Genomic DNA, 26,619 nt, shown 5'->3' on the forward strand with positions numbered 1-26,619 from the left:
CCGGCTACCTCTGGTACTTGAAAAACCCTGCGGAAATCGGGTGTGCAAAGATGAAAGATGGAGTGCTGGGGAGTATCTACCGAATTTCAGCTTCGAGTAAAGGAATCTCTATAGCCTGCCTTTACTCTGCGCGACACTACGGGTAAATTTTGTAACTGACTGTAACGCACGAAAATACGTGGCCGTGCGTCAATTCCCATTCGCGATAAGATGCCGATCATGGAAACGAAAAACCCCTCCAAGATTCTCGTCGTCGACGACGACCCGCGCCTGCGCGATCTGCTGCGCCGCTATCTCGGCGAGCAGGGTTTCAACGTATATGTCGCGGAAAACGCGACCGCGATGAACAAGCTCTGGGTACGCGAGCGTTTCGACCTGCTCGTGCTCGACCTGATGCTCCCCGGCGAAGACGGCCTGTCGATCTGCCGCCGCCTGCGCGGCAGCAATGACCGCACGCCGATCATCATGCTCACCGCGAAGGGCGAGGATGTCGATCGCATCGTCGGCCTCGAGATGGGCGCCGACGATTACCTGCCGAAGCCGTTCAACCCGCGCGAGCTCGTCGCGCGCATTCATGCGGTGCTGCGCCGCCAGGCACCGGCCGAACTGCCGGGCGCGCCGTCGGAAACCACCGAGGTGTTCGAGTTCGGCGAGTTCTCGCTGAACCTCGCGACGCGCACGCTGACGAAGTCCGGCCAGGAAATTCCGCTGACGACCGGCGAATTCTCGGTGCTGAAGGTGTTCGCACGCCATCCGCGCCAGCCGCTGTCGCGCGAGAAGCTGATGGAGCTCGCGCGCGGTCGTGAATACGAAGTGTTCGACCGCAGCCTCGACGTGCAGATTTCGCGCCTGCGCAAGCTGATCGAACCGGATCCGGGCAGCCCGCGTTTCATCCAGACCGTCTGGGGCCTCGGCTACGTGTTCATCCCGGACGGCGCCGCCTGATCTTTTTCTTTTCCGGTTTCGCCCCCCACGGCCCGTCCCATGCGTATTGACCGGCGCCTCCTGCAGCTCGCGTTCGGCGGGCTGTTCTGGCGCACCTTCCTGCTGATCGCGCTGCTGATCTCGGTCAGTCTCGCCGCGTGGTTCCAGAGCTTTCGCGTCATCGAGCGCGAGCCGCGTGCGCAGCGCGTCGCGCTGCAGCTCGTCGCGATCGTGAAGCTCACGCGCACCGCCCTGCTCTATTCCGATCCCGATCTGCGGCGCGCGCTGCTGCAGGATCTCGAGAGCAACGAGGGCGTGCGCGTTTACCCGCGCGAGAAAACCGACAAGTTCAAGCTGCAGCCCGACGAATCGCTGAACCGCCTGATCGAACACGACATCCGCAGCCGTCTCGGCGACGACACCGTGATCGCGCAATCGGTCAACGACATTCCCGGCGTGTGGATCAGCTTCAAGATCGACGACGACGATTACTGGGTCGCGCTCGACCGCGACCAGCTCGACAACGTCACGGGCCTGCAGTGGGCCGGCTGGGGGCTGTTCGCGCTCGCGCTGTCGCTGTTCGGCTCCGCGTTCATCACGAGCCTCGTGAACCGGCCGTTCGCGCGGCTCGCGCTCGCCGCGCGCCAGATCGGCTCGGGCCAGACACCCGAGTTGCTGCCCGAGCGCGGGATGGGTGTCGCGGCCGACACCAATCGCAGCTTCAACCAGATGGTGCGCGACCTCGAACAGCTCGAGGCCGACCGCGCGCTGATGCTCGCGGGCATCTCGCACGACCTGCGCACGCCGCTCGCGCGGCTGCGCCTCGAAACCGAGATGAGCCCGTCCGACCAGGCGACCAAGGACGCGATGGTCGACGACATCGAACAGATGGACCGCATCATCGCGGCCTTCATCGACTACGCGCGCCCGTCGCAGCGCAGGCCCGAGCCCGTCGACCTGTCGTCGATCGCGCAGGAAGTCGCCGCACGCGTGTCGGGCGAGGACGGCGTCGAGATCCATACGCGGCTCGCGCCGCGCGCGATCATCGAAGCCGACGAGACCGACATGCGCCGCGTGATCGGCAACCTCGTCGAGAACGCGCGCAAGTACGGCCAGAGCAAGCAGGACGGCATCTCGCGCATCACGCTCGAGACGCGCGTGTCGCACGCGCGCGTCGAGCTGTCGGTGAGCGACGAAGGCCCCGGCATCCCCGAGGATCAGCTGCCGCTCGTGATGCGGCCGTTCTACCGCGTCGACACCGCGCGCACCAAGGCGGACGGCACGGGCCTCGGGATGGCGATCGTGCTGCGGCTCGTCGGCCGCTATCGCGGCGCGCTGCGCCTGCGCAACCGCAACCCCGAAGCGGGCCTCGAAGTCACGGTCGAATTCCCCGGCGCCGGCAAGGCGCGTGCGACCGCGTGACGCGCTCGCCCGCGCCCCTCGCACTTCACACTATCGATCCAGTTGAAAAAAACTATGAAGATCATTAGTTAAAATCTATTGAAGTGTTTTATTAATAGTGTTAGAGTCTTCCCCATGCTGTCACAGCATCGTTGCAGCACCGAGGTAGCTTGACTCAGTCTTCTTCCCAACTCATACAGGAGTATCCGCATGAAAACCGTGGGCGATAAACTCGAAGCTTTCACCGTCGTAGCCGCGAAGCCGGGCTTCAATCATCACGAGGAAAACGGCCAGTCGGCGTTCGAGACCGTCACCGAAGCGTCGTTCCCGGGCAAGTGGAAGATCATCTACTTCTATCCGAAGGATTTCACGTTCGTGTGCCCGACGGAAATCGTCGAGTTCGCGAAGCTCACGAAGCAGTTCGAAGAGCGCGACGCCATCCTGCTGGGCGGCAGCTCGGACAACGAATTCGTCAAGCTCGCATGGCGCCGTGAGCACAAGGACCTGGACAAGCTGAACCACTACGCGTTCGGCGACGTCAAGGGCGAGCTGATCGACCAGCTCGGCGTGCGCGACAAGGAAGCCGGCGTGGCCCTGCGTGCAACGTTCATCATCGATCCGGACAACACGATCCAGCACGTTTCGGTGAACAACCTGAACGTCGGCCGTAGCCCGGCAGAAGTCCTGCGTATTCTGGACGGCCTGCAAACGGACGAACTGTGCCCGTGCAACCGTGCAGTCGGCGGCGCAACGCTGTAAGCGCATCGATGCACGAAGCCCGCGGCGCACGTCCTGCCTGCGGGCTTTTTTAACGGCCAACCCATAGGAGATATCAATGGAATTCATCGATTCGATTAAGGCGCGTATTCCCGACTACGCGAAGGACATTCGCCTGAACCTCGACGGCACGATCTCGCGCTCGTCGCTCGAAGGCACCGACGCGGTCGGCGTCGCGCTGGCAGCGGCGATCGCGGCGAAGAGCAGCGTGCTCGTGAAGACGATCCGCGAGGCCGGCGTGCTGTCGCCCGAAGAGACGAACGCCGTGCTGACGGCGGCCGCGCTGATGGGGATGAACAACACCTGGTATCCGTATGTCGAGATGGCCGACGACGCCGACCTGAAGACGCAGCGCGCCGAGCTGCGGATGGGCGCGTATGCGACGCACGGTGGCGTCGACAAGCGCAAGTTCGAGATGTACGCGCTCGCCGCGTCGATCGTCGGCAAGTGCCACTTCTGCGTGAAGTCGCACTACGCGCTGCTGAAGAACGAGCAAGGGATGACCGTCACGCAACTGCGCGACGTCGGCCGCATCGCGTCGGTGATCAACGCCGCCGCGCAGGTGATCGCCGCCGAAGGCGAGTGAATGGCCGCATGAGCGGTTGCGCCGCGCGGCCGGCAGCCATGCCGGCGCGGCCGCCGCTGCAAACGAAAATGCCACGCTAAAGCGTGGCATTTTTCATTTCCGCACCACGGCGCGCGGAGCGAACCGCACACCGCGACGGCCGGGCGTCAGCCGCCCTGCTTCACGAGCAACGCGGCGGCCTGCGCCTCGATCCCGTCGCCGCGACCGAGATAGCCGAGCTTCTCGTTGGTCTTCGCCTTCACGTTCACGCGATCGAGCGGCAGCCCGAGATCGGCCGCGATGTTCGCTCGCATGCCGTCGATGTGCGGCGCGAGCTTCGGTGCCTGCGCGATCACGGTGCTGTCGACGTTCTGGATCGTGAAGCCGCCCGCCTTGACCCGTGCGGCGCACTCGCGCAGCAGCACGCGGCTGTCCGCGCCCTTGAACGCCGCGTCCGTGTCGGAGAAATGGCGGCCGATGTCGCCGAGTGCCGCCGCGCCGAACAGCGCGTCGGTGACCGCGTGCAGCAGCACGTCCGCGTCCGAGTGACCGAGCAGGCCGCGCTCGTACGGAATCGTCACGCCGCCGATGATGAGGGGGCGCCCCGGGACGAGCTGGTGCACGTCGTAGCCTTGTCCGATTCTGAAATCCATGCGTGTTCCGATTGAGATGGGGTAAAAGTCAGGAAGCGGTCGCGGGGCGCGCGAGGATCGCTTCCGCGAGCGCGAAATCTTCCGGGTACGTGACCTTGAAGTTGCGCAGGCTGCCCTGCACGACGCGCGGCGTATGGCCGGCCCATTCGATCGCGCTCGCTTCGTCGGTCAGGTCGTGCCCTTCACGCTGCGCGCGCAGGATCGCCTCGCGCAGCATGCCGATGCGGAACATCTGCGGCGTCTGCGCCTGCCACAGCGCGTCGCGCGACTCGGTACGCGCGATCGCGTCGCCGCCGGCCGGCACGCGTTTGAGCGTATCGGCCACCGGCAGCGCGACGATGCCGCCGACCGGGTCGTCCTTCAGCGTCGCGACGAGCGTGCGGATCAGCTCCGGCGTGATGCCCGGGCGCGCGGCGTCGTGCACGAGCACCCAGTCGTGATCGGTCGCGCCGAATTCGCCCAGCTCGAGCAGCCCGTTCAGCACCGACGCCTGCCGCGAGCCGCCGCCGCAGCGGCGCACCGCGAAGCGCAGGCCCGCGAAGCGGCGCGCGTCGAAATGGGCATCGTCGGGTGCGAGGACGACGAGCGTCTGCGCGAATTCGCTGCACGCGTCGAACGCGGCGAGCGTGTAATGCAGGAGCGCGCGGCCGGCCAGCGTGCGATATTGCTTCGGCACGGCCGAACCGGAACGGCTGCCCGTGCCGGCACAGGGAATCAGGGCGAAAAGTCGGGGAGTCACGAAAGGAAAACGCCGGAAAGATGAAATCGAGAAGCGGATTTTATAATAGGTCTTTCGTCTCGACCGGCGCACCGTGTGCGCCCGTGCACGCCACCCCTGCCGTCCCTATGCCAGATAACGCTTTCACCCCGTCCGCCTCGCCCGTTGCCCGCGTCAAGCCCGGTCAGCGTTTCGCCTTCGACGGCGCGCATGGCTCCGCCGACGCGCTCGCCATCGCCCGTTATCTCGCCGACAACCGTCCGGACGTGCCGCTCCTCGCCGTGATCTGCGCGAACGCGGTCGACGCCCAGCGGCTTTCGCAGGAAATCCCCTATTTCTCGCCCGACGCTCGCGTGCGCCTGCTGCCGGACTGGGAAACGCTGCCGTACGACACGTTCTCGCCGCACCAGGACCTCGTGTCGGAGCGTCTCGCGACGCTGCACGACCTCGGCGAGGGCCGCTGCGACATCCTGCTGGTGCCCGCCACCACCGCGCTGTACCGGATGCCGCCCGCGTCGTTCATGGCCGCGTACACGTTCGCGTTCGCGCAGGGCGAACGGCTCGACGAGGCGAAACTGAAGGCACAGCTCACGCTGGCCGGCTACGAGCACGTGAGCCAGGTCGTGCGGCCCGGCGAATACTGCGTGCGCGGCTCGCTGATCGACCTGTATCCGATGGGTTCGCCGCTGCCGTACCGGATCGACCTGTTCGACGACCAGGTCGACTCGATCCGCGCGTTCGATCCCGACACGCAGCGCAGCCTCTACCCGGTGCGCGACGTGCGGCTGCTGCCCGGCCGCGAGTTTCCGTTCGACGAAGCCGCGCGCACGGCCTTCCGCAGCCGCTGGCGCGAGACCTTCGAAGGCGACCCGAGCCGCGCGCCGATCTACAAGGACATCGGCAACGGCGTGCCGTCGGCCGGCATCGAGTATTACCTGCCGCTCTTCTTCGACGAGACGGCCACGCTGTTCCACTACCTGCCGCAGGACGCGCACCTCGTGTTCGCCGGCGATCTCGAAGCGTCGATCCGCCGCTTCACGGCCGACACGAAGCAGCGCCACGCGTTCCTGTCGCACGATCGCGAGCGGCCGATCCTCGAGCCGCAGCGCCTGTTCCTGTCCGACGAGGATTTCTTCGCGTTCGCGAAGCCGTTCGCGCGCGTCGTGCTGCCCGCGCAACCGGCCGGCGGCTGGGCGACGGGGCTGCCCGAGCTCACCGTCGACCGCCATGCGGACGATCCGCTCGCGTCGCTGCGCACGTTCGTCGAATCGTCGGGCAAGCGCGTGCTGCTGACCGTCGAATCGGCCGGCCGCCGCGAAACGATCCTGCAGTTGCTCGCCGAGCATCACCTGCGCCCCGTGTCGAACGACCACTTCGCGGGCTGGCTTACGAGCGACGAACGCTTCGCGCTCGGCGTCGCGCCGCTGTCGAGCGGTTTCTCGGTGCCGGGCGAAGGCTACGCGATCGTCACCGAAACCGAGCTGTACGGCGCGCTCGGCCGCCGCGCGGGCCGCCGCCGGCAGGAACAGGCCAGCAACGTCGACGCGATGGTGCGCGACCTGTCGGAGCTGAAGGTCGGCGACCCAGTCGTCCACGCGCAGCACGGCATCGGCCGCTACATGGGCCTCGTGTCGATGGATCTCGGCGAAGGCGACACCGAATTCCTGCATCTCGAATACTCGGGCGAGAGCAAGCTCTACGTGCCCGTCGCGCAATTGCACGTGATCTCGCGCTACAGCGGCGCCGATCCCGACAGCGCCCCGCTGCACGCGCTCGGCTCCGGCCAGTGGGAACGCGCGAAGCGCAAGGCCGCGCAGCAGATCCGCGATACGGCCGCCGAACTGCTGAACCTGTACGCGCGCCGCGCGGCCCGCGAAGGCCACGCGTTCGCGCTCGACCCGCGCGACTACGTGAAATTCGCGGAAAGCTTCGGCTTCGAGGAAACGCCCGACCAGGCCGCGGCGATCGCCGCCGTGATCGGCGACATGACGAGCGGCAAGCCGATGGATCGCCTCGTGTGCGGCGACGTCGGCTTCGGCAAGACCGAGGTCGCGCTGCGCGCCGCGTTCATCGCGGTGATGGGCGGCAAGCAGGTCGCGCTGCTGTCGCCCACGACGCTGCTCGCCGAGCAGCACACGCAGACCTTCGTCGACCGCTTCGCGGACTGGCCGGTGCGGATCGTCGAGCTGTCGCGCTTCAAGACCACGAAGGAAGTGAACACGGCGATCGCGCAGATCAACGAAGGCAGCGTCGACATCGTGATCGGCACGCACAAGCTGCTGTCGTCGGACGTGCAGTTCAAGCGCCTCGGCCTCGTGATCATCGACGAGGAACACCGTTTCGGCGTGCGCCAGAAGGAAGCGCTGAAAGCGCTGCGCGCGGAAGTCGACGTGCTGACGCTCACCGCGACGCCGATCCCGCGCACGCTCGGGATGGCGCTCGAAGGGTTGCGCGATTTCTCGGTGATCGCGACCGCGCCGCAGAAGCGGCTCGCGATCAAGACCTTCGTGCGCCGCGAGGAGGAAAGCGTGATCCGCGAGGCGATGCTGCGCGAGCTCAAGCGCGGCGGCCAGGTGTATTTCCTGCACAACGAGGTCGAGACGATCGAGAACCGCAAGGCGATGCTCGAGGCGCTCGTGCCCGAAGCGCGCATCGTGATCGCGCACGGCCAGATGCACGAGCGCGAGCTCGAACGCGTGATGCGCGATTTCGTCGCGCAGCGCGCGAACGTGCTGCTGTGCACGACCATCATCGAGACCGGCATCGATGTGCCGAGCGCGAACACGATCATCATGCACCGCTCGGACAAGTTCGGCCTTGCGCAACTCCACCAGCTGCGCGGCCGCGTCGGCCGCTCACACCACCAGGCCTATGCGTACCTGCTGGTCCACGATCCGCAGGCGCTGACCAAGCAGGCGCAGCGCCGGCTCGAGGCGATCCAGCAGATGGAGGAACTCGGTTCGGGCTTCTATCTCGCGATGCACGACCTCGAGATCCGCGGCACCGGCGAAGTGCTCGGCGACAAGCAGTCGGGCGAAATCCACGAGATCGGCTTCCAGCTCTATACGGACATGCTGAACGACGCGGTGAAGGCGCTGAAGAACGGCAAGGAGCCCGACCTCACCGCGCCGCTCGCCGCGACGACGGAAATCAACCTGCATGCGCCCGCGATCCTGCCGGCCGACTACTGCGCGGACGTGCAGGAACGGCTGTCGCTGTACAAGCGCCTCGCGAACTGCGAGCACGGCGACTCGATCGACGGCATCCAGGAAGAACTGATCGACCGTTTCGGCAAGCTGCCGCCGCAGGCGCACGCGCTGGTCGAGACGCACCGGCTGCGCATCGCCGCGAAGCCGCTGGGCATCGTGAAGATCGACGCGAGCGAAGTCGCGATCGGGCTGCAGTTCGAGCCGAATCCGCCGATCGATCCGATGCGGATCATCGAGATGGTGCAGAAGCACCGGCACATCAAGCTCGCGGGCCAGGACAAGCTGCGCATCGAAACGCGCTCGCCCGATCTCGCGATCCGCGTATCGACGATCAAGGAAACGCTGCGCGCGCTCGGCCCGAAGCAGGGAGCGGCGGCCGCGGCACGCTGACGGCCGCGTCGATGCTGCACCGCACCGCGCCCGGCGCGGGCGGCCCGGCGCGTTTTTGAGTATGATTTTCCCATTCATCAGACGGAGTTTTGCCATGTCCACTCTCGACGCGACCGCGCCGTCCGCCGCACCCCAAGACGACGCATCGCTCGTTTGCCTGCCCTGGGTCAAGCAACTGGTATCGATGGACACGACGAGCCGCGTGCCGAATCTCGGTCTGATCGAAACGGTGCGCGACGCGCTCGCCGCGAACGGCATCGCATCGACGATCACGCACGATCCGCGCGAGGGCTGGGCCAACCTGTTCGCAACCGTGCCCGCGCACGACGGCTCGACGAACGGCGGCATCGTGCTGTCGGGGCACACCGACGTCGTGCCGGTCGACGGCCAGCAATGGGACAGCAACCCGTTCGCGCCGGAGATCCGCGACGGCCGCCTGTACGGCCGCGGCACCTGCGACATGAAGGGCTTCATCGGCACGGCGCTGGCACTGTTGCCCGAGATGCAGGCGACCAAACTCGCGCAGCCGATCCATTTCGCGCTGTCCTACGACGAGGAAATCGGCTGTGCGGGTGCGCCGCTGATGATCGCCGACCTCGTCAAGCGCGGCGTGCAACCGTCCGGCTGCATCGTCGGCGAGCCGACCAGCATGCGGCCGATCATCGCGCACAAGGGCATCAACGCGTACCGCTGCTGCGTGCGCGGCCACGCGGCGCACTCGTCGCTGACGCCTAAGGGGCTGAACGCGATCGAGTACGCGGCGCGCCTCATCTGCCACATCCGCGACCTCGCCGACCGCTTCCGCGCCGAAGGCCCGTTCGACGAGCTGTACGACGTGCCGTTCACGACCGCGCAGACGAGCACGATCCAGGGCGGCAACGCGATCAACACGGTGCCGGCCGAATGCCGGTTCGACTTCGAGTTCCGCAACCTGCCGACGCTCGATCCCGAGCAGATCTTCACACGCATCGAAGCGTATGCGCACGAAACGCTGCTGCCGCAGATGCGCCGCGAGCATCCGAATGCCGCGATCGAGTTCTCGAAGATCGCCGCGGCGCCCGGCCTCGACGCAACCGAACAGGCCGCGATCACGCAGCTGGTGCGCGCGCTGACGGCCGACCAGGACAAGCGCAAGGTCGCGTACGGCACCGAGGCCGGCCTGTTCGCACGCGCGGGCATCCCGAGCGTCGTCTGCGGGCCCGGCAACATCGAGCAGGCGCACAAGCCGAACGAGTATGTCGAGCTCGCGCAGCTCGCCGGCTGCGAGCAGTTCCTGCGCAAGTTCATCCGCAGCATGTCGGTCGACGCGCACTGACTGCCTCCCGCCACGCCGGCCCGCGTGTGCGGGCTGGCCCACTCCGCCACCCGCCACGCCATGTCGACTGAACAACAGCGCAATGCCCATACGACGATCGACGGTGAGCCGATTCCGACGCTCGATGAAATCGCCGCCCAGCATTTTGCGTTGTCGCCCTGGGTCGCGCGCACGCCCGTGTTCGAACGCGCCGACCTGCCGTCCCTCGAGGGCACGCACGTCAACTTCAAGTTCGAACTGCTGCAGGTGAGCGGCAGCTTCAAGGCACGCGGCGCATTCACGCACCTGCTCGCGCTCGACGAGGCGCGCAAGGACGCCGGCGTCACCTGCGTGTCGGCCGGCAATCACGCGGCGGCCGTCGCGTATGCGGCGATGCGGCTCGGCAGCAGCGCGAAGGTCGTGATGTTCCATACCGCGAGCCCGACGCGCATCGCGCAATGCAAGCAGTACCGCGCGGAGGTCGTGCTCGCGGGCAGCGCGTCGCAGGCGTTCGATCTCGTGCGGCGGATCGAGGCCGAAGAAGGCCGCTTCTTCATTCATCCGTTCAACGGCTATCACACGATACTCGGCACCGCGACGCTCGGCTACGAATGGGCGACGCAGACCCCCGACCTCGACGCGGTGATCGTGCCGATCGGCGGCGGCGGGCTCGCGGCCGGCATGGCGACCGCGCTGCGGCTCGCGAATCCGCGCGTGCACGTGTACGGCGTGGAGCCGGAAGGCGCCGATGCGATGAGCCGCAGCTTCGCGGCGAATCACACGATCAAGATGAGCGCGATGCAGACGATCGCCGATTCGCTGATGGCGCCGCATACCGAGGAATACAGCTACCAGCTGTGCCGGCGCCACATCGACCGCATCGTCACCGTGTCCGACGACGCGCTGCGCGACGCGATGCTGTTCCTGTTCTCGCACCTGAAACTGTCGGTCGAACCGGCCTGCGCGGCCGCGCTCGCAGCGCTGCTCGGCCCGCTGCGCGAAACGCTGCAGGGCAAGCGCGTCGGCGTGCTGCTGTCGGGCACGAATACTGACCCCGGCACGCTCGGCATGCATCTCGCGCACGCGAAACTGCGGCACTGACCCCGCGCGGGCACACGTGGACCAACCTAGGGTTATCCCCAGATTATGTTGACAGCCCTGTTGATAACCCGCCGGACAAGCACGCAAGTGGTTGAGCGCGCAGCGTTTTGCGCGCGCGAAGGTCGATCGACGCGAAATGGGCAGATTGGGCGGATGCGGCCGCTGCACGCACGGGCTGCGACGTGGCGGCACCGCGTGCTGCCGCTGGTCGGCGCCGTGGCGATCGCGCTGCTCGCCGGCTGCGCGGCACCGCCCTCGCCCGTCGTCGGCGCGCAGCCGGCTTGCACGCAGCCGGGCGAGAACCGCATGCTGCAGGCCGACCTGCTGTTCGGGCGCGACATCGCGGGGCGCGGCCCCGTGACCGATGCGGAACGCACGGCGTTCCTCGCCGATACGATCACGCCGCGTTTCCCCGACGGCCTCACCTACTGGGACACGCACGGCCAGTGGCGCGACCGCGCAAGCGGCGGGATCACACGCGAAGACAGCTTCGTGATCCGTATCATCGCCGACGATACGCCCGACACGCGCGCGCGGCTCGCCGCGATCCGCCAAGCGTATGTGGCGCGATTCCGGCAGGAGTCGGTCGGCATGACGGTCGTGCCGGCCTGCGCGTCGTTCTGATTCCGCTGCTCCCGCTGTCGGCGACACGCAAAAAAAACGGGCGCCCGAAGGCGCCCGTCGCATGCCGGAACAGCGGCGTACCGCTTACTTGTTCTCGAACATGTCCATGATCTGCTGCTTCTCCTGCGCCGTGACGGGCGGCGGCGCGAGCCCCGCCGCGCCGGCCGAGCCGAGTGCGTCGTTTGCGCTGATCGCGTTCTCGGCCGGGTTGATGTCGACGTTCGCGACGAAGCCGTTGCCCGGCGTGCGATCGGCGTAGTACAGCTCGCCGTCGAGCGAGGTCAGGCCGTCCGGCATCGGCATCTGCTGCTCGGGCACGCCGTTCAGTGCGGTGCGCATGTAGTTCACCCAGATCGGCAACGCGAGCTGCGCGCCGAATTCGCGGCTGCCGAGGCTCTTCGGCTGGTCGAAGCCCATCCACGCGACCGCGACGAGCGACTGCTGGTAACCGGCGAACCAGCCGTCCTTCGCATCGTTCGTCGTACCCGTCTTGCCCTGCAGGTCGCTGCGGCCCAGTGCGTTGGTACCCGCGCCCGTGCCGGCCGTCGCGACCGAATGCAGCAGGCTGTTCATCACGTACGCGTTGCGGCCTTCGATCGTGCGCGGCGCCGTGCCGCCCGCGATCACCGGCTGCGACTTCTGCAGTGCCTGGCCGCGCGCGTCGTCGACTTCGGCGATCAGGTACGGGTCGACCTTGTAGCCGCCGTTCGCGAACACCGCATAGCCGGTCGCGAGCTGCAGCGGCGTCACGAGGCCCGCGCCGAGCGCCATCGGCAGGTAAGGCGGCGTCTTCGCGGGATCGAAGCCGAAGCGCTGCGTCACGTACTGCTGCGCATACTGCGTGCCGATCGACGCGAGGATCCGGATCGACACGAGGTTCTTCGAACGCTGCAGGCCCGTGCGCATCGTCATCGGACCGTCCGGCTGGTCGTCGTCCTTCGGCTCCCACGCGGTGCCGCCCGGCACGCTCGGCGGGAAGTACAGCGGTGCGTCGTTGATCATCGTCGCCGGCCCCATGCCCTTGTCGAGCGAGGCCGAGTAGATGAACGGCTTGAACGACGAGCCCGGCTGCCGCCATGCCTGCGTCACGTGGTTGAACTTGCTCTTGTTGAAGTCGAAGCCGCCGACGAGCGAGCGGATCGCACCGTCCTGCGGCGCGATCGCGACGAGCGCGCCTTCGACCTGCGGCAGTTGCACAACCTGCCAGCCCGTCTTGCCGTCCTTCAGCACGCGCACGATCGAGCCCGGCTTGATACGCAGCGCGTTGTTCGCACGGGGCCCAAGCGCGGCCGACACGAAGCGCAGCCCGGCCGGGCCGATCGTCGTCGTCGCGCCGCCGACGAACTGCACCTCGACCGCGTTCGGCGAGGCCGACAGCACGACCGCCGACTGCAGGTCGCCGTTGTCCGGGTGATCGGCGAGCGCGTCGTCGATCGCCTCGTCGCGGTCGTCGCCGGCCGCGGGCAGGTTGATCGACGCTTCGGGCCCGCGATAGCCGTGGCGGCGCTCGTAGTCGAGAATGCCGCGACGCACGGCCTGGTACGCGGCCTCCTGGTCGGCCGAGTTGATCGTCGTCGTGACGGTCAACCCGCGCGTGTAGGTTTCGTCCTTGTACTGCTGATACATCATCTGCCGCACCATCTCGGCGACATATTCGCCGTGCACCGCGTACTGGTTGCCCGGCGTGCGCACGTGGATCTCTTCCTTCACGGCTTCGTCGTACTGCGGCTGCGTGATGTAGCCGACCTCGAGCATGCGCTTCAGGATGTATTCCTGGCGCACCTTCGCGCGCTTCGGATTGACGACCGGGTTATACGCGGACGGCGCCTTCGGCAGCCCCGCGAGCATCGCTGCTTCCGCGAGCGTGATGTCCTTCAGGTCCTTGCCGAAATACACGCGTGCGGCGGCCGCGAAGCCGTACGAGCGCTGGCCGAGATAGATCTGGTTCATGTACAGCTCGAGAATCTGGTCCTTCGTCAGGGCCTTCTCGATCTTGTACGCGAGCAGCATTTCGTAGATCTTGCGCGTGTAGGTCTTCTCGCTCGACAGGAAGAAGTTGCGCGCGACCTGCATCGTGATCGTGCTCGCGCCCTGGCGCGCGCCGCCGTGCATCAGGTCGGCGACACCCGCCCGCAGGATGCCGACGAAGTCGACGCCGCCGTGCTCGTAGAAGCGGTAGTCCTCGATCGCGAGCACGGCCTTCTTCATCACGTCCGGAATGTCCTGGAAACGCACGAGGCTGCGGCGCTCCTCGCCGAATTCGCCGATCAGCACGTGATCGGCCGTGAACACGCGCAGCGGCACCTTCGGCTGGTAGTTGGTCAGCGCATCGAGCGACGGCAGCTGCGGCGCCATCACGACCAGCGCGTAACCGACGATCAGCGCGCCGACGATCGCCAGCGTCACGAACAGGCCGGCGAACCACAGCGCGACGCGCGAGCCGAACGAGCGACGGCCCCCGCCGCCGCCGCTGCGCTGTGCGCGGCGGTCGTCGTTGCGAGGATCGCGGTCGTCGTCATCGGGGTAATAGGCTCCGGACGGCGAACGGCGCAGCGTGTAGTGGGGTTCGTTCCTGTCGGAAGAAGAAGGCGGTCGTTTGATAATTGGCATGTCGGAATGGCGGGCGTACGTGGCGCCCTCGGACGCATGCGGAAATGCAAGCGAATGAATCAGAGTGGGTGCATCGAGATGCGGCTGTCACGTCGACAGACCCCGCCGCGCGGCGATCCGTTCCCGCGACGTGACAGCGCATTTTAATGAAATCGACCGGGCCCCTTCGCGATTTTTTGTAAAAATTCCCGCAATGCCGTGATTTCCGGAACGTATTGTCCGCATCCTCGGCCTATCATGGACACGCAATGCGGGGTCCGCGGCCGATTTTCTTTCAATCGCGAAAGGTTCGACATCCTGATGCCCATGCCGCTTGAACTCGCGCGTTTAAGCCGTATTTAAGTGAACCGGTGGTGTAATATCCGCCGGCTCACGCGGGTCGCAAACGGCTCGCGACGGGCATTGCCGCGGTCACGCGGCGCCATTTAATCACGGAGGATTTCATGTCGCTTTTCGACTCTGTTTCGCGCACGATCAAAGGCCTGCTGAACGATGCGGCCGATTCGGTACAGGATCCGTCGCGCGACGCACGGCAGATCGTGCGGGAGCTCGACGACAGCATCGGCCGTGCCGAGAATTCGCTGATCGAGATCGAGGCACAGGTCGCGACCCAGCGCAGCAAGCGCGACGCGGCCGACGACAAGGTGAAGAAGTACGAGGACGGCGCGAAACGCGCGCTGCAGGGCGGCGACGAAGCACTCGCACGCGAGGCGCTCGCCGCGCAGTCGAACGCGGAAGCCGAGCGTGACGCGCTCGCGGCCGAACTGACGACGCTCGAACCGTCGGTCGACAAGCTGAAGGGGCAGATCGCCGACATGCGCCAGCGCCGCAACGACCTGAACGCGCGCTCGAACATCCTGCAGGCCAAGCAGGAAATCGCACAGGCGAAGGATGTCGCGGCCAGCGCCTTGGGCGGCATCGGCGGCAAGAACCTGTCCGAGGATTTCCAGAAGCTCGAGGACAAGGTCGCACTGCAGAACGCACGCTCGGACGCGCGCCTCAATTCGGCCGACACGTCGAGCGGCAAGGCGCTCGACGACAAGCTCGCCGCGCTGAACAAGGGCCCGTCGGTCGAGGACCGCCTCGCCGCGCTGAAGAAGCAGCTCGACACGCCCGCGCAGTAACGGCCACCGCGCCGCGGCCCGCCCCGGGCACGCGGCGCGAACCGATCGTCAGGAGACGGGCGCCCGCGCCCGGTTCAACCATGAAGAAGTCTCTCGCCGCACTCGGCCTCTCGCTGATGTTGCTGTCGTCCGCCGCGTTTGCGGTACCGTCGCTGCAGCAAGTCGAGCAGTCGATCGCGCAGCGCAACTGGCAACAAGCCGACACGCAGCTGTCGCAAGTCATCGACGCCCATCCGAACAACGCGCACGCGCGCTATCTGTATGCACAGGTGCTGGACCGCGAAGGCCGCGCGTCCGATGCGCTCGCGCAACTGCAGCGTGCGAAGTCGCTCGATCCGCAACTGCGCTTCACCGATGCGTCGCACTTCGCGCAGACCGAATCGCGCATCCGCGCGGACGCCGCGCGCGTGAGCGGCAACGCGCCGTCGGCCACGCAGGCCGGCACGCTGCAACCGTCGCTCGCGCCCGCCGCGCCTGCCGAAAAACACGGCCCGTCGACCGGCATGTGGATCGGCCTCGGGCTGATCGTCGCGATGATCGCGCTGGTGCTGCGCTGGACGCTGCGGCGCGCGCGCACGGCCGACGACGGCCGCGCCGACGACGAACGCCGCACGCAGCTCAAGCGTGCGACCGACGTGCTGAACGACATCCGTCCGCTGAAACTCGATGCGAAGCTGTCGACGGCGCCCGGCGCCGCGGCGCTCACGGGCGAACTCGACGCGCTCGAGGCCGATGCGCGCACGCTCGTCGAGGCGCTGTCGAACGGCAAGAATCCGGTGCCGCCGTATCGCGTCGATGAACTCGAACAGCGCCATGCAAGCGTGAAGGCGCGCGTCGAAGGCCGCCCCGACCCGGCCGCGCAACCCGCGGCGCCGGTAAACGGCAGCGGCTCCGTGTACGCGCAGGAAGCCGATCGCATGACGGGCGCGCAGGGCCAGCCGTATCCGCCGCAGCCTTATCCGCAACAGCAGCCGCCCGTCGTGATCCAGCAAGGTGGCGGCGGTTTCGGCGGCGGAATGGGCGGGCTGCTGACCGGCGTGCTGCTCGGCGAGGCGATGTCGGGCGGCCGCGAACGCGTGGTCGAACGCGACGTGATCGTCGACGGCGAGCGCCGCCGGCAGGATGCCGACCCGGGCTTCGACCTCGGCCGCGGCGACGCATCGAACTGGAGCGACGGCGGCAGCGGCAACGTCGATCTCGGCAGCAACGACGACGGCTGGACCGACGACAACACCTGACCCTGCGCAGCGCGTCGACGCACGACACGACGCGCTGCAACGCACGCCCCGCTCCCCTGCATGGCCGGCCGCGCCGACGCGCGGATTTGTCAATCATTTCAAGATGGACTACCGGCAATGGGGAGCGTTCGCTATCATGCGGCCATCGGCGTGCCACCGACCCTCATTCGACGCAATGCATCCCTGCGCGTCGCGGCACGCCTCCCTTCGCCCCAACAAGGAGAAAGCCGCTCATGAGCATCATCAAGGAATTCAAGGAGTTCGCCGTCAAGGGCAACGTGATGGATCTCGCCGTCGGCGTGATCATCGGCGGCGCGTTCTCGAAGATCGTCGACTCGATCGTGAAAGATCTCATCATGCCGGTCATCGGCGTGCTGACCGGCGGTCTGGATTTCTCGAACAAGTTCGTTCTGCTCGGCACCATCCCCCCGACGTTCAAGGGTAATCCCGATTCGTTCAAGGACCTGCAGGCCGCCGGTGTCGCCGCGTTCGGTTACGGCTCGTTCATCACGGTCGCGATCAATTTCGTCATCCTCGCGTTCATCATTTTCCTGATGGTGAAATTCATCAACAAGCTGCGCAAGCCGGACGAAGCCGCGCCGGCCGCGACGCCGGAAGACACCGTGCTGCTGCGCGAGATCCGCGATTCGCTCAAGCAGCGCTGAGCGCCAAGCGCCCCGCCCGCCAGGCCCGCCTCGTGCGGGCCTTTTTATTGCGCGCGCCATGCACTGCCGCATGCGGCCTATCTCACTTTTTTGTGACGCGCGAATGCACGCGCGGGGAAAGCAGGTCTATGATGGAGACTAAACGACAGTACGGGCGCCAAGACGCTGGCTGTGTCGATCATGGCGAGCAGGTCGACGGGAGACATTGATCGTCGTACTGCACGAATGCAGCATTTTCGTGTGCTATAAAGGATCGACATGCGGCGTACATAGCCGGGAGTGGGTCGCATGAAAGTGCCGCATTTCTTGCAATTGTTTTTGAGGCGAGTGTTTATGTCCTTCCCGAAAAAACGTCGGCGGGCCCAACAGGATGGCCAGGAGTCATTCCTCGCGGTTTTGCGCCACTCGAAACCGTTTGCCCAGCTCGACACCAAGATTGCCCGCGCCCGTGCGCAGGACGAACCCGTCCTCTACGCGCATGTGCTGCCCGGTCTCGACGTGCTCCTGTGCAGCGTGCGCGGCGCACAGCCGCCCTATCCGGCCATTGCCGAGCTGCGCAAGCGCTGCATCGAATCGATCGCCAACGCGCTCGAGCAGCCGCTGGACGGCCTCGAAAACGGCGGATACTGGTACGAAGCGAACGGCTTCGGTTTCCTGGTATTCGCGAGCCGGGCGCGCGCGCGCATCCTGCCCGAGTTTGGTGCAGGTACGAAAGCGAGCCTGCGCGGCGGGCTCGGTCGCCAGAACGCCGGCGACACGACGCCACGCTCCCTCGGCTGATCCGCCAGCCATTCGATGGGCCGCCTCGGGGCGGCCCATCTGCCGTTTACGCGCTTAGTTCACCCGTCACGCGAGTTGCTGACGCCCGTTGCCGGGCCGCACGATGTCGATGAACGCGGCGAAATCGGCACCGGCGAGCCCCTGCGCGGCGCCGAGCCGCAGCACCTGCTGCACGGTGGCCGACACGGGCATCACCGCGCCCGTGTCGCGCGCGGCGTCGGCGATCGCATCGACATCCTTCTGGAAGGTGCCGAGCGCGCCGATCGGCGCGTGGCCGCCCGACGTCATGCGCGGCACGAACGTCTGCAGCAGCACCGAGTCGGCCCAGCCGCCGGCCAGCGCCTCGGCCAGGCGCGCGGCGTCGATGCCGCTCGCCTGCGCAAGACCGACCGCCTCGGCGATCGCGGTCACCGTCGCGGTGACGATCGCCTGGTTGCACAGCTTCGCCGTCTGGCCCGCGCCCGCGTCGCCCAGGTGCGTGATGCGCGACGCATATGTGCCGATCAGCGGCCGCACCGCGTCGAGATCAGCCGCGCGGCCGCCGGCCATCACCGCGAGCGTGCCGGCCTGCGCGCCCGGCACGCCGCCCGATACGGGCGCATCGACCCAGCCAACGCCGAGCGCGGCCGCGCGCGCCGCGTAGTCGCGGGTTGCGGCGGGCGGAATGCTCGAATGATCGACGATGCGCTGCAGGCGCCGCGCAGCGGCGTCGCCGGAGAGCAGCCCGTGCTCGCCGAACACGACGTCGCCGACCGCGCGGCCGTCGAGCACGCACACGAATACCGTGTCGACGCGTTCCGCCAGTTCGCGCGGCGTACCAACCACCTGCGCGCCGTCCTTCACAAGCGCCTCGGCCTTGTCGCGCGAGCGATTCCACACGCTGACCCGATGCCCGGCCGCCAGCAAATGCCGAATCATCGGCGCGCCCATCAATCCCGGTCCGCAAAATCCGACTTCCACGATATTCCTCGTCTCCGATATGGGTTGCACTTGCCGCCCATCATACCTATCACTCAAGAAGCCGGGCACGCGCGGCGCAGCTTCGGGACCGCGACCTGCACCGACGATATATGTCGATATCCCAGGGAGCGCATCATGAGCGACCACGTGTACAAGATGATCGAGCTGACCGGTTCGTCGCGGCAATCGAGCGACGATGCCATCCGCAACGCGATCTCGAAAGCCGGCAAGACGCTGCACAACCTGCACTGGTTCCAGGTGACCGAAACGCGCGGCCACATCGAAGGCGACCAGGTCGTTCACTGGCAGGTCACGCTGAAGGTCGGCATGCGCATCGACGACTGACACGCACGCCGCATCACGCGCCGCGAACCGGATCCGCGCAACGCGCATCCGGACGGCACCGCGCGCTCCGCACCCTGCATTCCACCCCGTTCGGGCCCCTTGTCGAGGCCCGAGCGGCGGGTACCTGCGGGTATCCATCTCTTGACGCTGGCCCAGCTTCATATTAAAAACGATATATCCCCCCTGCCCCTCGATCAGCCCAGACATATAAAACGGAGATATCATGAGTCAGCAACGCGAGGCGATCGACACGTACCTCTTGCGCGTCTTGCACACCTTGTTGATGGAGCGCAGCGTCACGCGCGCGGCCGTCAAACTGAACCAGTCGCAACCGGCGATCAGTGCCGCACTGCGGCGCCTGCGCGACATCACTGGCGACCCGCTGCTCGTGCGCGGCAAGTCCGGCATGGTGCCGACCGAATACGGGCTGCGCCTGCTCGAGCCCGTGCAGAACGCACTGCGTGAAATCGAGCGCATCAAGTTCCAGCAGCACAACTTCGACCCGGCCACGTCGATCCGCTGCTACCGGATCGGCTGCCCCGACTACCTGAACGTGCTGTTCGTGCCGACCGTCGTGGAACGCTTCCGCCAGGCCGCGCCGAACGCGACGCTCGAGTTCCACTCGCTCGGCCCCGCATTCGACTACGAGCTCGCACTGGAAGACGGCAAGCTCGACATCGTCGTCGGCAACTGGCCCGAACCGCCCGAGCAGTTGCACCTGTCGAACCTGTTCGTCGACGAAATCGTCTGCCTGATGAGCAACACGCACCCGTTCGCGAAGCGCGGCGGGCTCACGCTCGACCAGTACCTGAACGCGCCGCATCTCGCGCCGACACCGTACTCGGTCGGCCAGCGCGGCGCGATCGACGTGCATCTCGCGCGCGAACGGCTCAAGCGCCACGTGGTCGTCACGCTGCCGTACTTCAACCTTGCACCGTACGTGCTCGTGAAGTCCGACCTGATCTTCACGACGACGCGCCTGTTCGCCGATCATTACGCGAAATTCCTGCCGCTGTCGGTCGTGCCGGCACCGCTCGACTTCCCGCCGATGCAGTACTACCAGCTGTGGCACGAGCGCTGCCACTACTCCGACGAAGTGCGCTGGCTGCGCAGCCTCGTCGCCGAAGCCACCCGCACGCTGATCGAGGCGTAACGACACACGCCGCCCGCGCCATCGCGGCGCGGCGACGGCGGCACGCCCGGCAAGGCGGCCGCCGCACAGCGTCAGCGTTCGTTCAGCGCGAGGCCTCGACGAGCGCGTGCGCGAGCGCGTTATGGCGCTCGATGACCGGCGGCAGATCGAGCGTCGCCAGTCGCCCTTCCCGCACCACCACCTTCCCGTTCACCACCGTGTACGCCGTCTGCGACGGCGCGCAGAACACGAGCGCCGCGACCGGATCGTGCAGCGCGCCCGCGAACAGCGGCTGGCGCAGGTCGAACGCGGCGAAGTCCGCGGCCATGCCGGGCTTCAGCGCGCCGATATCGTCACGGTTGAGCACCTTCGCGCCGCCGAGCGTCGCGATCTCGAGCGCTTCGCGCGCCGTCATCGCATCGGGCCCGAAACCGACCCGCTGCAGCAGCAGCGCCTGCCGCACTTCCGCGACCATCTGCGCACCGTCGTTCGACGCGGAGCCGTCGACGCCGAGGCCGACCGGCACGCCCGCGAGACGCATCTTCTTCACCGGCGCGATGCCCGACGCGAGCCGCATGTTCGAGCACGGGCAATGCGCGACGCCGGTGCCGGTGCGCGCGAACAGGCCGATGCCCGCGTCGTCGAGCTGCACGCAGTGCGCATGCCACACGTCGTGGCCGACCCAGCCGAGATCTTCCGCATATTCGGCGGGCGTCATCCCGAACTTCTCGCGGCTGTACGCGATGTCGTTGACGTTCTCCGCGAGGTGCGTGTGCAGCGACACGCCGTACTCGCGCGCGAGCACGGCCGCGTCGCGCATCAACTCACGGCTCACCGAGAACGGCGAACACGGCGCCACCACCACGCGCAGCATCGCGTAACGGCCTTCGTCGTGATAGGTCTCGATCAGGCGCTGCGCGTCGCGCAGGATGTCCGGCTCGCGCTCGACGACCGAATCGGGCGGCAACCCGCCGTCGCGCTGGCCGACGCTCATCGCGCCGCGGCTCGCGTGAAAACGCATGCCGATCCGCTGCGCGGCGCCGATGCTGTCGTCGAGCCGGCTGCCGTTCGGGTAGATGTACAGGTGGTCGCTCGACGTCGTGCAGCCCGATTGCAGCAGTTCGGCCATCGCGGTGAGCGTCGACACCTCGATCATCTCGGGCGTCAGGTGCGCCCAGATCCGGTACAGGTTCGTGAGCCAGCCGAACAGCTCGGCGTTCTGCGCGGCCGGTACCGCGCGCGTGAGGCTCTGGTACATGTGGTGATGCGTGTTCACGAGCCCCGGGATCACGAGGTGGCCGCGCAGGTCGAGCACTTCGTCGGCCGTGTCGGGCAGCTCGGCGGTCGGGCCGACCGCGACGATCCGGTTGTCTTCGATGTAGAGCCCTGCATCGCGCAATTCGCGGCGCGTGTCGTCCATGGTCACGAGCACGTCCGCGTGCTTGACCAGCAGGGTTTTCGGGCGGGATGGGGATGCGTTAGGCGCGCGTGCGCCAGCGTGCTGCTCGAGGTTCATGCGTTCTCCGCGTCGGTCTGCCCCCAGGGTTGAATCCTGGAGACGGTCACACAGCCGTTCGAACGCTGAATCGCGGCACGTCCCGGTGCCTGCGTCCGTTCGAACGCCCTGGCCCGGTTACCCGGCGTGCTCGCCGTCTTCGGGGTACGCGCGGGCCACAGGCCGACGCGCACGGCGGGAGGATCGCCCAAGCGCGCGCCACGCACAATGCGCGATCCCGAATACCACGTTTCACGGTTCCGATATGGTACGCCGCGCGCAGCCCCGCCAGGCACCCGAAACGTACGCTCAAAGCCGTATCCGGCGTACCGTCGACAGCCGCTCATGCGCGGCGCATTATCTTTGATATCGCGCCCGTATTTGCGCGGGGAACCTTTTTACAATGCCTGCACGGCGCTCGCTTCAACTTCGCCGACGGGTATGTAGCCACGTGACGTGGAGCCTCGATCCGCCGCACAGTCAATGGATCGAGTCGCCGCCGAACCTCGCATTCACACAAGGACAATTGCGAATGGGAAAGCTCACTACCCACGTACTCGATACGGCGCACGGTCGTCCCGGCGCCGCAATCAAGGTCGACCTCTACGCGCTGGACGGCGAATCGCGCCGCGCGATCAAGACCGTGCTGACCAATAGCGACGGCCGCTGCGACGAGCCCCTGCTCGAAGGCGCCGCGCTCGCCGCCGGCGAATACGAACTCGTGTTCCATGCCGGCGACTACTTCGCGTCGCTCGGCGTGAAGGTGCCCGAACCCCGTTTCGTCGACCGCGTCGTGCTGCGCTTCGGCATCGCCGACACCGGCTCGCACTACCACGTGCCGCTGCTCGTGTCGCCGTGGTCGTACAGCACCTATCGCGGCAGCTGACATACGTATCAGCGCCCACATCAAAGACAAACGATCTGAGTCTGGAGGAGTTTCATGGAAGGCTTCATCACCGACTGGCTGAACCTCGCGCTGCGATGGCTGCACGTCATCGTCGCCATTGCGTGGATCGGCGAGTCGTTCTATTTCGTCGCGCTCGACAACAGCCTGAAACCGCCGACCGACCCGAACCAGCGCAAGCGCGGTGTGTTCGGCGAGCTGTGGCACGTCCACGGCGGCGGTTTCTACAACATGCAGAAGTACACGGTTGCCCCGCCGGAAATGCCGGATGACCTGCACTGGTCGAAGTGGCCGTCGTACACGACCTGGCTGTCGGGCTTCTCGCTGTTCTTCGTGCTGTACCTGCTCGCGCCGAACACCTACCTGATCGACAAGAGCGTGCTCGACATGGGCCCGGTGGTCGCCGTGGCCTCCGCGCTCGGCTTCCTCGCAGCCGGCTGGATCGTCTACGACTCGCTGTGCCGCGTCCTCGGCACCAACGACCGCGTACTCGGCGTTTGCGTCGGTATCTACGTCGTCGTCGCAGCGTACCTCGCCTGCCACATCTTCTCGGGCCGTGCCGCGTACCTGATCGTCGGCGCGATGCTCGCGACGATCATGTCGGCGAACGTGTTCTTCGTGATCATCCCCGGCCAGCGCAAGATGGTCGACAAGATGCTCAAGGGCGAAGAGCCGAACCCGATCTACGGCAAGCGCGGCAAGCAGCGCTCGGTGCACAACACGTACTTCACGCTGCCCGTCGTGTTCGCGATGCTGTCGAACCACTATGCGATGACGTACACGAACAAGTTCAACTGGGTCGTGCTCGTGCTGATCATGCTGGCCGGCGCGCTGATCCGCCAGTTCTTCGTGATGCGTCACCGCGGCAAGCAGCTGTGGTACCTGCCGATCGGCGGCGTCGCACTGCTGTCGGGCGCGCTGGTGTGGACGATGCCGAAGCCGGTCGCACCGGAAGCGCAGGCCGCGAACGCGCCGAAGATCGTGATCAACGACATCATGCCGATCCTGCAGCAGCGCTGCGTCGAGTGTCACTCGGCGAAGCCGACGCTGATGGGCAGCGCACCCGCGGGTGTGATGTTCGACACGCCGGACGAAGTGTCGAAGAACGCGCAGCGTATCTACGAACAGGCCGTGCGCCTGAAGGCGATGCCGATCGGCAACGTCACGCACATGACCGACGACGAGCGCACCAAGCTCGCCGCCTGGTTCGAGGGTGGCGCGGTCAAGTAAGCCGCCGTGCGCCGGTTGCCGGCGCAATCCTTTCCGTTCGCGGGCCCGGTGACGGGCCCGTTTTTTTGCCTGCTCGGAACCCCTCGCCCGCTAACCGTGCATCGCGTCGCGCTGAAGCGCAACGAGCGCATCGAGCGCGCGCGGACCGTCGTCGAACGGCACGAAGATGTGATCGTGGTACGCGGCAGCCATCACGTTGCAGCTGATGCCGGCCGCGCCGAGCGCCCGCGCGAACGCCGCCGTGAGGCCGACGGCCGCGAGGTCGGAATGCACGGTCAGCGTGATCCACGCGGCACGGAACAGCACGGGCCAGCCGCGACGCGCGGCCGCTTCCTCATCGACGACGACCGTCAGCCCTTCCGTTTCGCGGAAGGTCGCAACCGTTTCGGATAACGATACATCTGCGTCAGTCGGCAGCGATACGAAGGCGTACGCACCGGGATGCAGTTCGGGTTGCATCGTGCGCAGCAGGATCGCGAGGTCGTTTTCAGGTTGGCTCATCGGAGGGGCGCGCCCGGAACCGGGCGCCGTGCGGTGGCGATGCGGGCAAGATAGCACGCGCGGCGATCGCGTCACGCGCGCACCATTGCAACTTCGTCCGCGAGCCAGCCGCGGAACGCGACGATGCGTGGATCGTCCTGTGCGCGCTCGGGATACACGACGTGATACGCAACATCGGGCGACAGCGCGACGCTCACGTCGAACAGCCGCACGATGCGCCCGTCCGCGAGTTCGCGCGCGATCATGTGCGGCTCGGCGAGACCGACCGCCGCGCCGTCCGTCACGGCCTGCACCACATGGCTCGAATCCGGAAACGCGACACACCGGCTGTCGTCGAAACCGTCGACGCCGGCCGCGGCCATCCATGCCGACCAGCGCGGCCAGATCACGCCATCGACTTCGCAGTCCACGTGACAAAGCGTCTGGCGCAGCAGGTCGCGAGGCCCGCGCAACGGCGGCCCGGCCGACAGCAGCGCCGGGCTGCAGACCGCGACGACCGACGTGCCGAACAGGCGCTGCGCGCACGCGTCGCGATAACGCCCGGTGCCGAAGCGGATCGCGACATCCACGTCGTCGTCATCGAAATCGCGCAACCAGTCGGTGATGTCGAACGTCAGTTCGAGCGCCGGATGCGCGGCCCTGAAACGCGGCAGGCGCGGCAGCAGCCAGTGCGTCGCAAAGCGCGCGCCGACCGACACGCGAAGTTCCGTCTGCTCCCGCGCGATACGGCGCGCCCGGGCGGTCGCACGCTGCAGGCCCGCCAGCGCTTCGGCGGCCGCACCGGCCAGCACGACGCCCGCCGGCGTCAGCCGGATGCTGCGACTCGTGCGGACGAACAGCGCCATGCCGAGCTGCGCCTCGATTTCCTTGATCTGGTGACTGACCGCCGCCGGCGTCAGCCCGACCTCGTCGGCCGCCCGCGAGAAATTCAGATGCCGCGCCGCCGCATCGAACGTCCTCAGCGCGCGCGTACCGGGCCACATGCGTTCCATCGATCTTCAAAGAGGATTTGATGACCGTTCCAAAACTACTCGTTTTTCAGGACGCCATCAATCGGCAAACAATAGGCTTTCTTGAAGATGCCGCGGGCCGCACCATGCCCGCGGCCGAACCCGGAGATTTGTCGATGACCGCTGCCCCGTTCCCGTCCGTCGCCCAGCTCAACGGCGTGACCGCGCCGCCAGACGCTCTCGCCGCGCTGGCGTTCGCGGGCCATGCGCATTTCACCGCGATGCAGGTACGCGACGGCCGCGTGCGCGGCCTCGACCTGCACCTCGCGCGGCTGCGCGACGCATCGCACGCACTGTTCGGCCATGCGCTGCCCGACGACCGGATTCGCGCGTTCCTGCGCGCCGCGCTCGAGCGCGCGCCGTCCGCGCTGTCGCTGACGGCGACCGTTCATGCGACGACCGGGGAATTCGTCGCGGCGCGCGACGACGAAGCGCTCGACGTGCTGGTCCGCACCGCCGCGCCGTCGTCGGGGCCGGCCGGCCCGCTCGATCTCGCGCTGTTCGAATACGAGCGCGTGCTGCCCGACATCAAGCACGTCGGCGAAGTCGCGAAGACGCACTTCCTGCGCCGCGCGGTCGCGCAAGGTTTCGACGATGCGGCGTTCACCGATCGCCACGGGCGCATCAGCGAAGGCTCGATCTGGAATCTGGCGTTCTGGGATGGCGACGCGGTCGTGTGGCCGGTGGCCGGCATGCTCGGCGGCGTCACGATGCGCATCGTGCGCCGGCAACTGGCGAGCCTTGGCGTGGCGCAGCACGAGCGTGAGGTGACGCCGGCCGACCTGCCGTCGATGGCCGGTGCCGTCGTGATGAATTCGTGGACGCCCGGTGTCGCCGTACGCCGGTTCGGCACGGCGACGCTGCCCGATTCGCCGTCGCTCGCCGCGTTGCTGCATCGCGCGTATGAACGGGAGCCATTGGTCGCGCCGTGAAGCGCACCGACGCCAAGCGGCGCGGGTGCGCTGCTTG

24 protein-coding genes are annotated in these 26,619 nt (G+C 67.0%); 17 read left to right on the forward strand and 7 right to left on the reverse strand.

Features of this window, described 5'->3' with window-relative positions; all coding sequences use genetic code 11:
• The first annotated feature begins 210 nt into the window (after nt 1-210).
• The 4 genes from ompR (at nt 211) to VL15_RS22135 (ending at nt 3,688) form a co-directional block, all read left to right on the forward strand.
• Complete coding sequence (gene ompR, locus VL15_RS22120; protein ID WP_006478565.1) at nt 211-945, forward strand: two-component system response regulator OmpR; 735 nt, start codon at nt 211-213, stop codon at nt 943-945.
• Between the two features lie 39 nt (nt 946-984).
• On the forward strand, nt 985-2,346 hold the full coding sequence (locus VL15_RS22125; RefSeq protein ID WP_048248513.1) for an ATP-binding protein: 1,362 nt from the start codon (nt 985-987) through the stop codon (nt 2,344-2,346).
• 189 nt (nt 2,347-2,535) lie between these two features.
• Nucleotides 2,536-3,084, forward strand: a complete 549-nt coding sequence (locus tag VL15_RS22130) for a peroxiredoxin (protein ID WP_048248514.1) — start codon at nt 2,536-2,538, stop codon at nt 3,082-3,084.
• Nucleotides 3,085-3,160: 76 nt separating this feature from the next.
• Nucleotides 3,161-3,688, forward strand: a complete 528-nt coding sequence (locus VL15_RS22135) for a carboxymuconolactone decarboxylase family protein (protein ID WP_048248515.1) — start codon at nt 3,161-3,163, stop codon at nt 3,686-3,688.
• A 146-nt stretch (nt 3,689-3,834) separates the two neighbouring features.
• On the opposite strand, the gene ispF is transcribed toward VL15_RS22135, so the two are convergent.
• Both ispF and ispD read right to left on the reverse strand, forming a co-directional pair.
• The gene (gene ispF, locus VL15_RS22140; protein WP_048248516.1) at nt 3,835-4,320 is read right to left on the reverse strand and encodes a 2-C-methyl-D-erythritol 2,4-cyclodiphosphate synthase; all 486 of its coding nucleotides are present in this window, start codon (nt 4,318-4,320) and stop codon (nt 3,835-3,837) included.
• A gap of 28 nt (nt 4,321-4,348) precedes the next feature.
• The gene (ispD, locus tag VL15_RS22145; RefSeq protein ID WP_048248517.1) at nt 4,349-5,059 is read right to left on the reverse strand and encodes a 2-C-methyl-D-erythritol 4-phosphate cytidylyltransferase; all 711 of its coding nucleotides are present in this window, start codon (nt 5,057-5,059) and stop codon (nt 4,349-4,351) included.
• Nucleotides 5,060-5,079: 20 nt separating this feature from the next.
• Here ispD and mfd point away from each other — a divergent pair, with 20 nt between their 5' ends.
• The 4 genes from mfd (at nt 5,080) to VL15_RS22165 (ending at nt 11,656) form a co-directional block, all read left to right on the forward strand.
• Nucleotides 5,080-8,637, forward strand: a complete 3,558-nt coding sequence (gene mfd, locus VL15_RS22150; RefSeq protein WP_155420274.1) for a transcription-repair coupling factor — start codon at nt 5,080-5,082, stop codon at nt 8,635-8,637.
• 94 nt (nt 8,638-8,731) lie between these two features.
• Nucleotides 8,732-9,952: an acetylornithine deacetylase gene (gene argE / locus VL15_RS22155; protein ID WP_048248520.1), complete on the forward strand. Its 1,221-nt coding sequence runs from the start codon at nt 8,732-8,734 to the stop codon at nt 9,950-9,952.
• Nucleotides 9,953-10,012: 60 nt separating this feature from the next.
• Nucleotides 10,013-11,032, forward strand: coding sequence for a threonine/serine dehydratase (locus VL15_RS22160; protein ID WP_048248521.1), 1,020 nt, complete (start codon nt 10,013-10,015; stop codon nt 11,030-11,032).
• A 153-nt stretch (nt 11,033-11,185) separates the two neighbouring features.
• A complete protein-coding gene (locus VL15_RS22165) occupies nt 11,186-11,656 on the forward strand; it encodes a DUF3574 domain-containing protein (RefSeq protein WP_048248522.1) in 471 nt (156 codons plus the stop codon).
• Nucleotides 11,657-11,740: 84 nt separating this feature from the next.
• Here the strand turns inward: VL15_RS22165 and VL15_RS22170 are convergent, their stop codons facing one another.
• Nucleotides 11,741-14,266, reverse strand: coding sequence for a penicillin-binding protein 1A (locus tag VL15_RS22170; protein WP_048248524.1), 2,526 nt, complete (start codon nt 14,264-14,266; stop codon nt 11,741-11,743).
• A gap of 443 nt (nt 14,267-14,709) precedes the next feature.
• Between VL15_RS22170 and VL15_RS22175 the strand changes: the two genes are divergently transcribed.
• The 4 genes from VL15_RS22175 (at nt 14,710) to VL15_RS22190 (ending at nt 18,073) form a co-directional block, all read left to right on the forward strand.
• The gene (locus tag VL15_RS22175; protein WP_048248525.1) at nt 14,710-15,390 is read left to right on the forward strand and encodes a PspA/IM30 family protein; all 681 of its coding nucleotides are present in this window, start codon (nt 14,710-14,712) and stop codon (nt 15,388-15,390) included.
• A gap of 80 nt (nt 15,391-15,470) precedes the next feature.
• Nucleotides 15,471-16,628, forward strand: coding sequence for a tetratricopeptide repeat protein (locus tag VL15_RS22180; RefSeq protein WP_048248526.1), 1,158 nt, complete (start codon nt 15,471-15,473; stop codon nt 16,626-16,628).
• Nucleotides 16,629-16,861: 233 nt separating this feature from the next.
• Nucleotides 16,862-17,293: a large conductance mechanosensitive channel protein MscL gene (mscL, locus tag VL15_RS22185; RefSeq protein WP_048248527.1), complete on the forward strand. Its 432-nt coding sequence runs from the start codon at nt 16,862-16,864 to the stop codon at nt 17,291-17,293.
• Between the two features lie 333 nt (nt 17,294-17,626).
• Nucleotides 17,627-18,073, forward strand: a complete 447-nt coding sequence (locus VL15_RS22190) for a hypothetical protein (RefSeq protein WP_027784713.1) — start codon at nt 17,627-17,629, stop codon at nt 18,071-18,073.
• 66 nt (nt 18,074-18,139) lie between these two features.
• Here the strand turns inward: VL15_RS22190 and VL15_RS22195 are convergent, their stop codons facing one another.
• Nucleotides 18,140-19,033 carry an NAD(P)-dependent oxidoreductase gene (locus VL15_RS22195; protein WP_048248528.1) on the reverse strand — a complete coding sequence of 298 codons (894 nt, stop codon included), beginning with the start codon at nt 19,031-19,033 and terminating at the stop codon, nt 18,140-18,142.
• A 135-nt stretch (nt 19,034-19,168) separates the two neighbouring features.
• Here VL15_RS22195 and VL15_RS22200 point away from each other — a divergent pair, with 135 nt between their 5' ends.
• Entirely contained in the window at nt 19,169-19,378 is a 210-nt protein-coding gene (locus VL15_RS22200; protein WP_006493215.1) for a dodecin, read from the forward strand.
• A 223-nt stretch (nt 19,379-19,601) separates the two neighbouring features.
• Complete coding sequence (locus VL15_RS22205; RefSeq protein ID WP_006762467.1) at nt 19,602-20,531, forward strand: LysR substrate-binding domain-containing protein; 930 nt, start codon at nt 19,602-19,604, stop codon at nt 20,529-20,531.
• Between the two features lie 82 nt (nt 20,532-20,613).
• Here VL15_RS22205 and VL15_RS22210 read toward each other — a convergent pair whose 3' ends face one another.
• Entirely contained in the window at nt 20,614-22,026 is a 1,413-nt protein-coding gene (locus VL15_RS22210; protein WP_048248531.1) for an 8-oxoguanine deaminase, read from the reverse strand.
• A 511-nt stretch (nt 22,027-22,537) separates the two neighbouring features.
• Between VL15_RS22210 and uraH the strand changes: the two genes are divergently transcribed.
• Both uraH and VL15_RS22220 read left to right on the forward strand, forming a co-directional pair.
• Entirely contained in the window at nt 22,538-22,891 is a 354-nt protein-coding gene (gene uraH, locus VL15_RS22215; protein ID WP_011352401.1) for a hydroxyisourate hydrolase, read from the forward strand.
• Between the two features lie 54 nt (nt 22,892-22,945).
• Nucleotides 22,946-24,139: a urate hydroxylase PuuD gene (locus VL15_RS22220; RefSeq protein WP_048248533.1), complete on the forward strand. Its 1,194-nt coding sequence runs from the start codon at nt 22,946-22,948 to the stop codon at nt 24,137-24,139.
• A 90-nt stretch (nt 24,140-24,229) separates the two neighbouring features.
• Here the strand turns inward: VL15_RS22220 and VL15_RS22225 are convergent, their stop codons facing one another.
• Nucleotides 24,230-24,640, reverse strand: coding sequence for an ACT domain-containing protein (locus VL15_RS22225; protein ID WP_048248534.1), 411 nt, complete (start codon nt 24,638-24,640; stop codon nt 24,230-24,232).
• A 71-nt stretch (nt 24,641-24,711) separates the two neighbouring features.
• On the reverse strand, nt 24,712-25,632 hold the full coding sequence (locus VL15_RS22230) for a LysR substrate-binding domain-containing protein (RefSeq protein ID WP_048248536.1): 921 nt from the start codon (nt 25,630-25,632) through the stop codon (nt 24,712-24,714).
• Between the two features lie 134 nt (nt 25,633-25,766).
• Here VL15_RS22230 and VL15_RS22235 point away from each other — a divergent pair, with 134 nt between their 5' ends.
• A complete protein-coding gene (locus tag VL15_RS22235; protein ID WP_048248538.1) occupies nt 25,767-26,582 on the forward strand; it encodes an aminotransferase class IV family protein in 816 nt (271 codons plus the stop codon).
• The last annotated feature ends 37 nt before the right edge of the window (nt 26,583-26,619 follow it).

It is taken from the genome of Burkholderia cepacia, from assembly GCF_001039005.1.
GTDB classification, from domain to species: domain Bacteria; phylum Pseudomonadota; class Gammaproteobacteria; order Burkholderiales; family Burkholderiaceae; genus Burkholderia; species Burkholderia theae.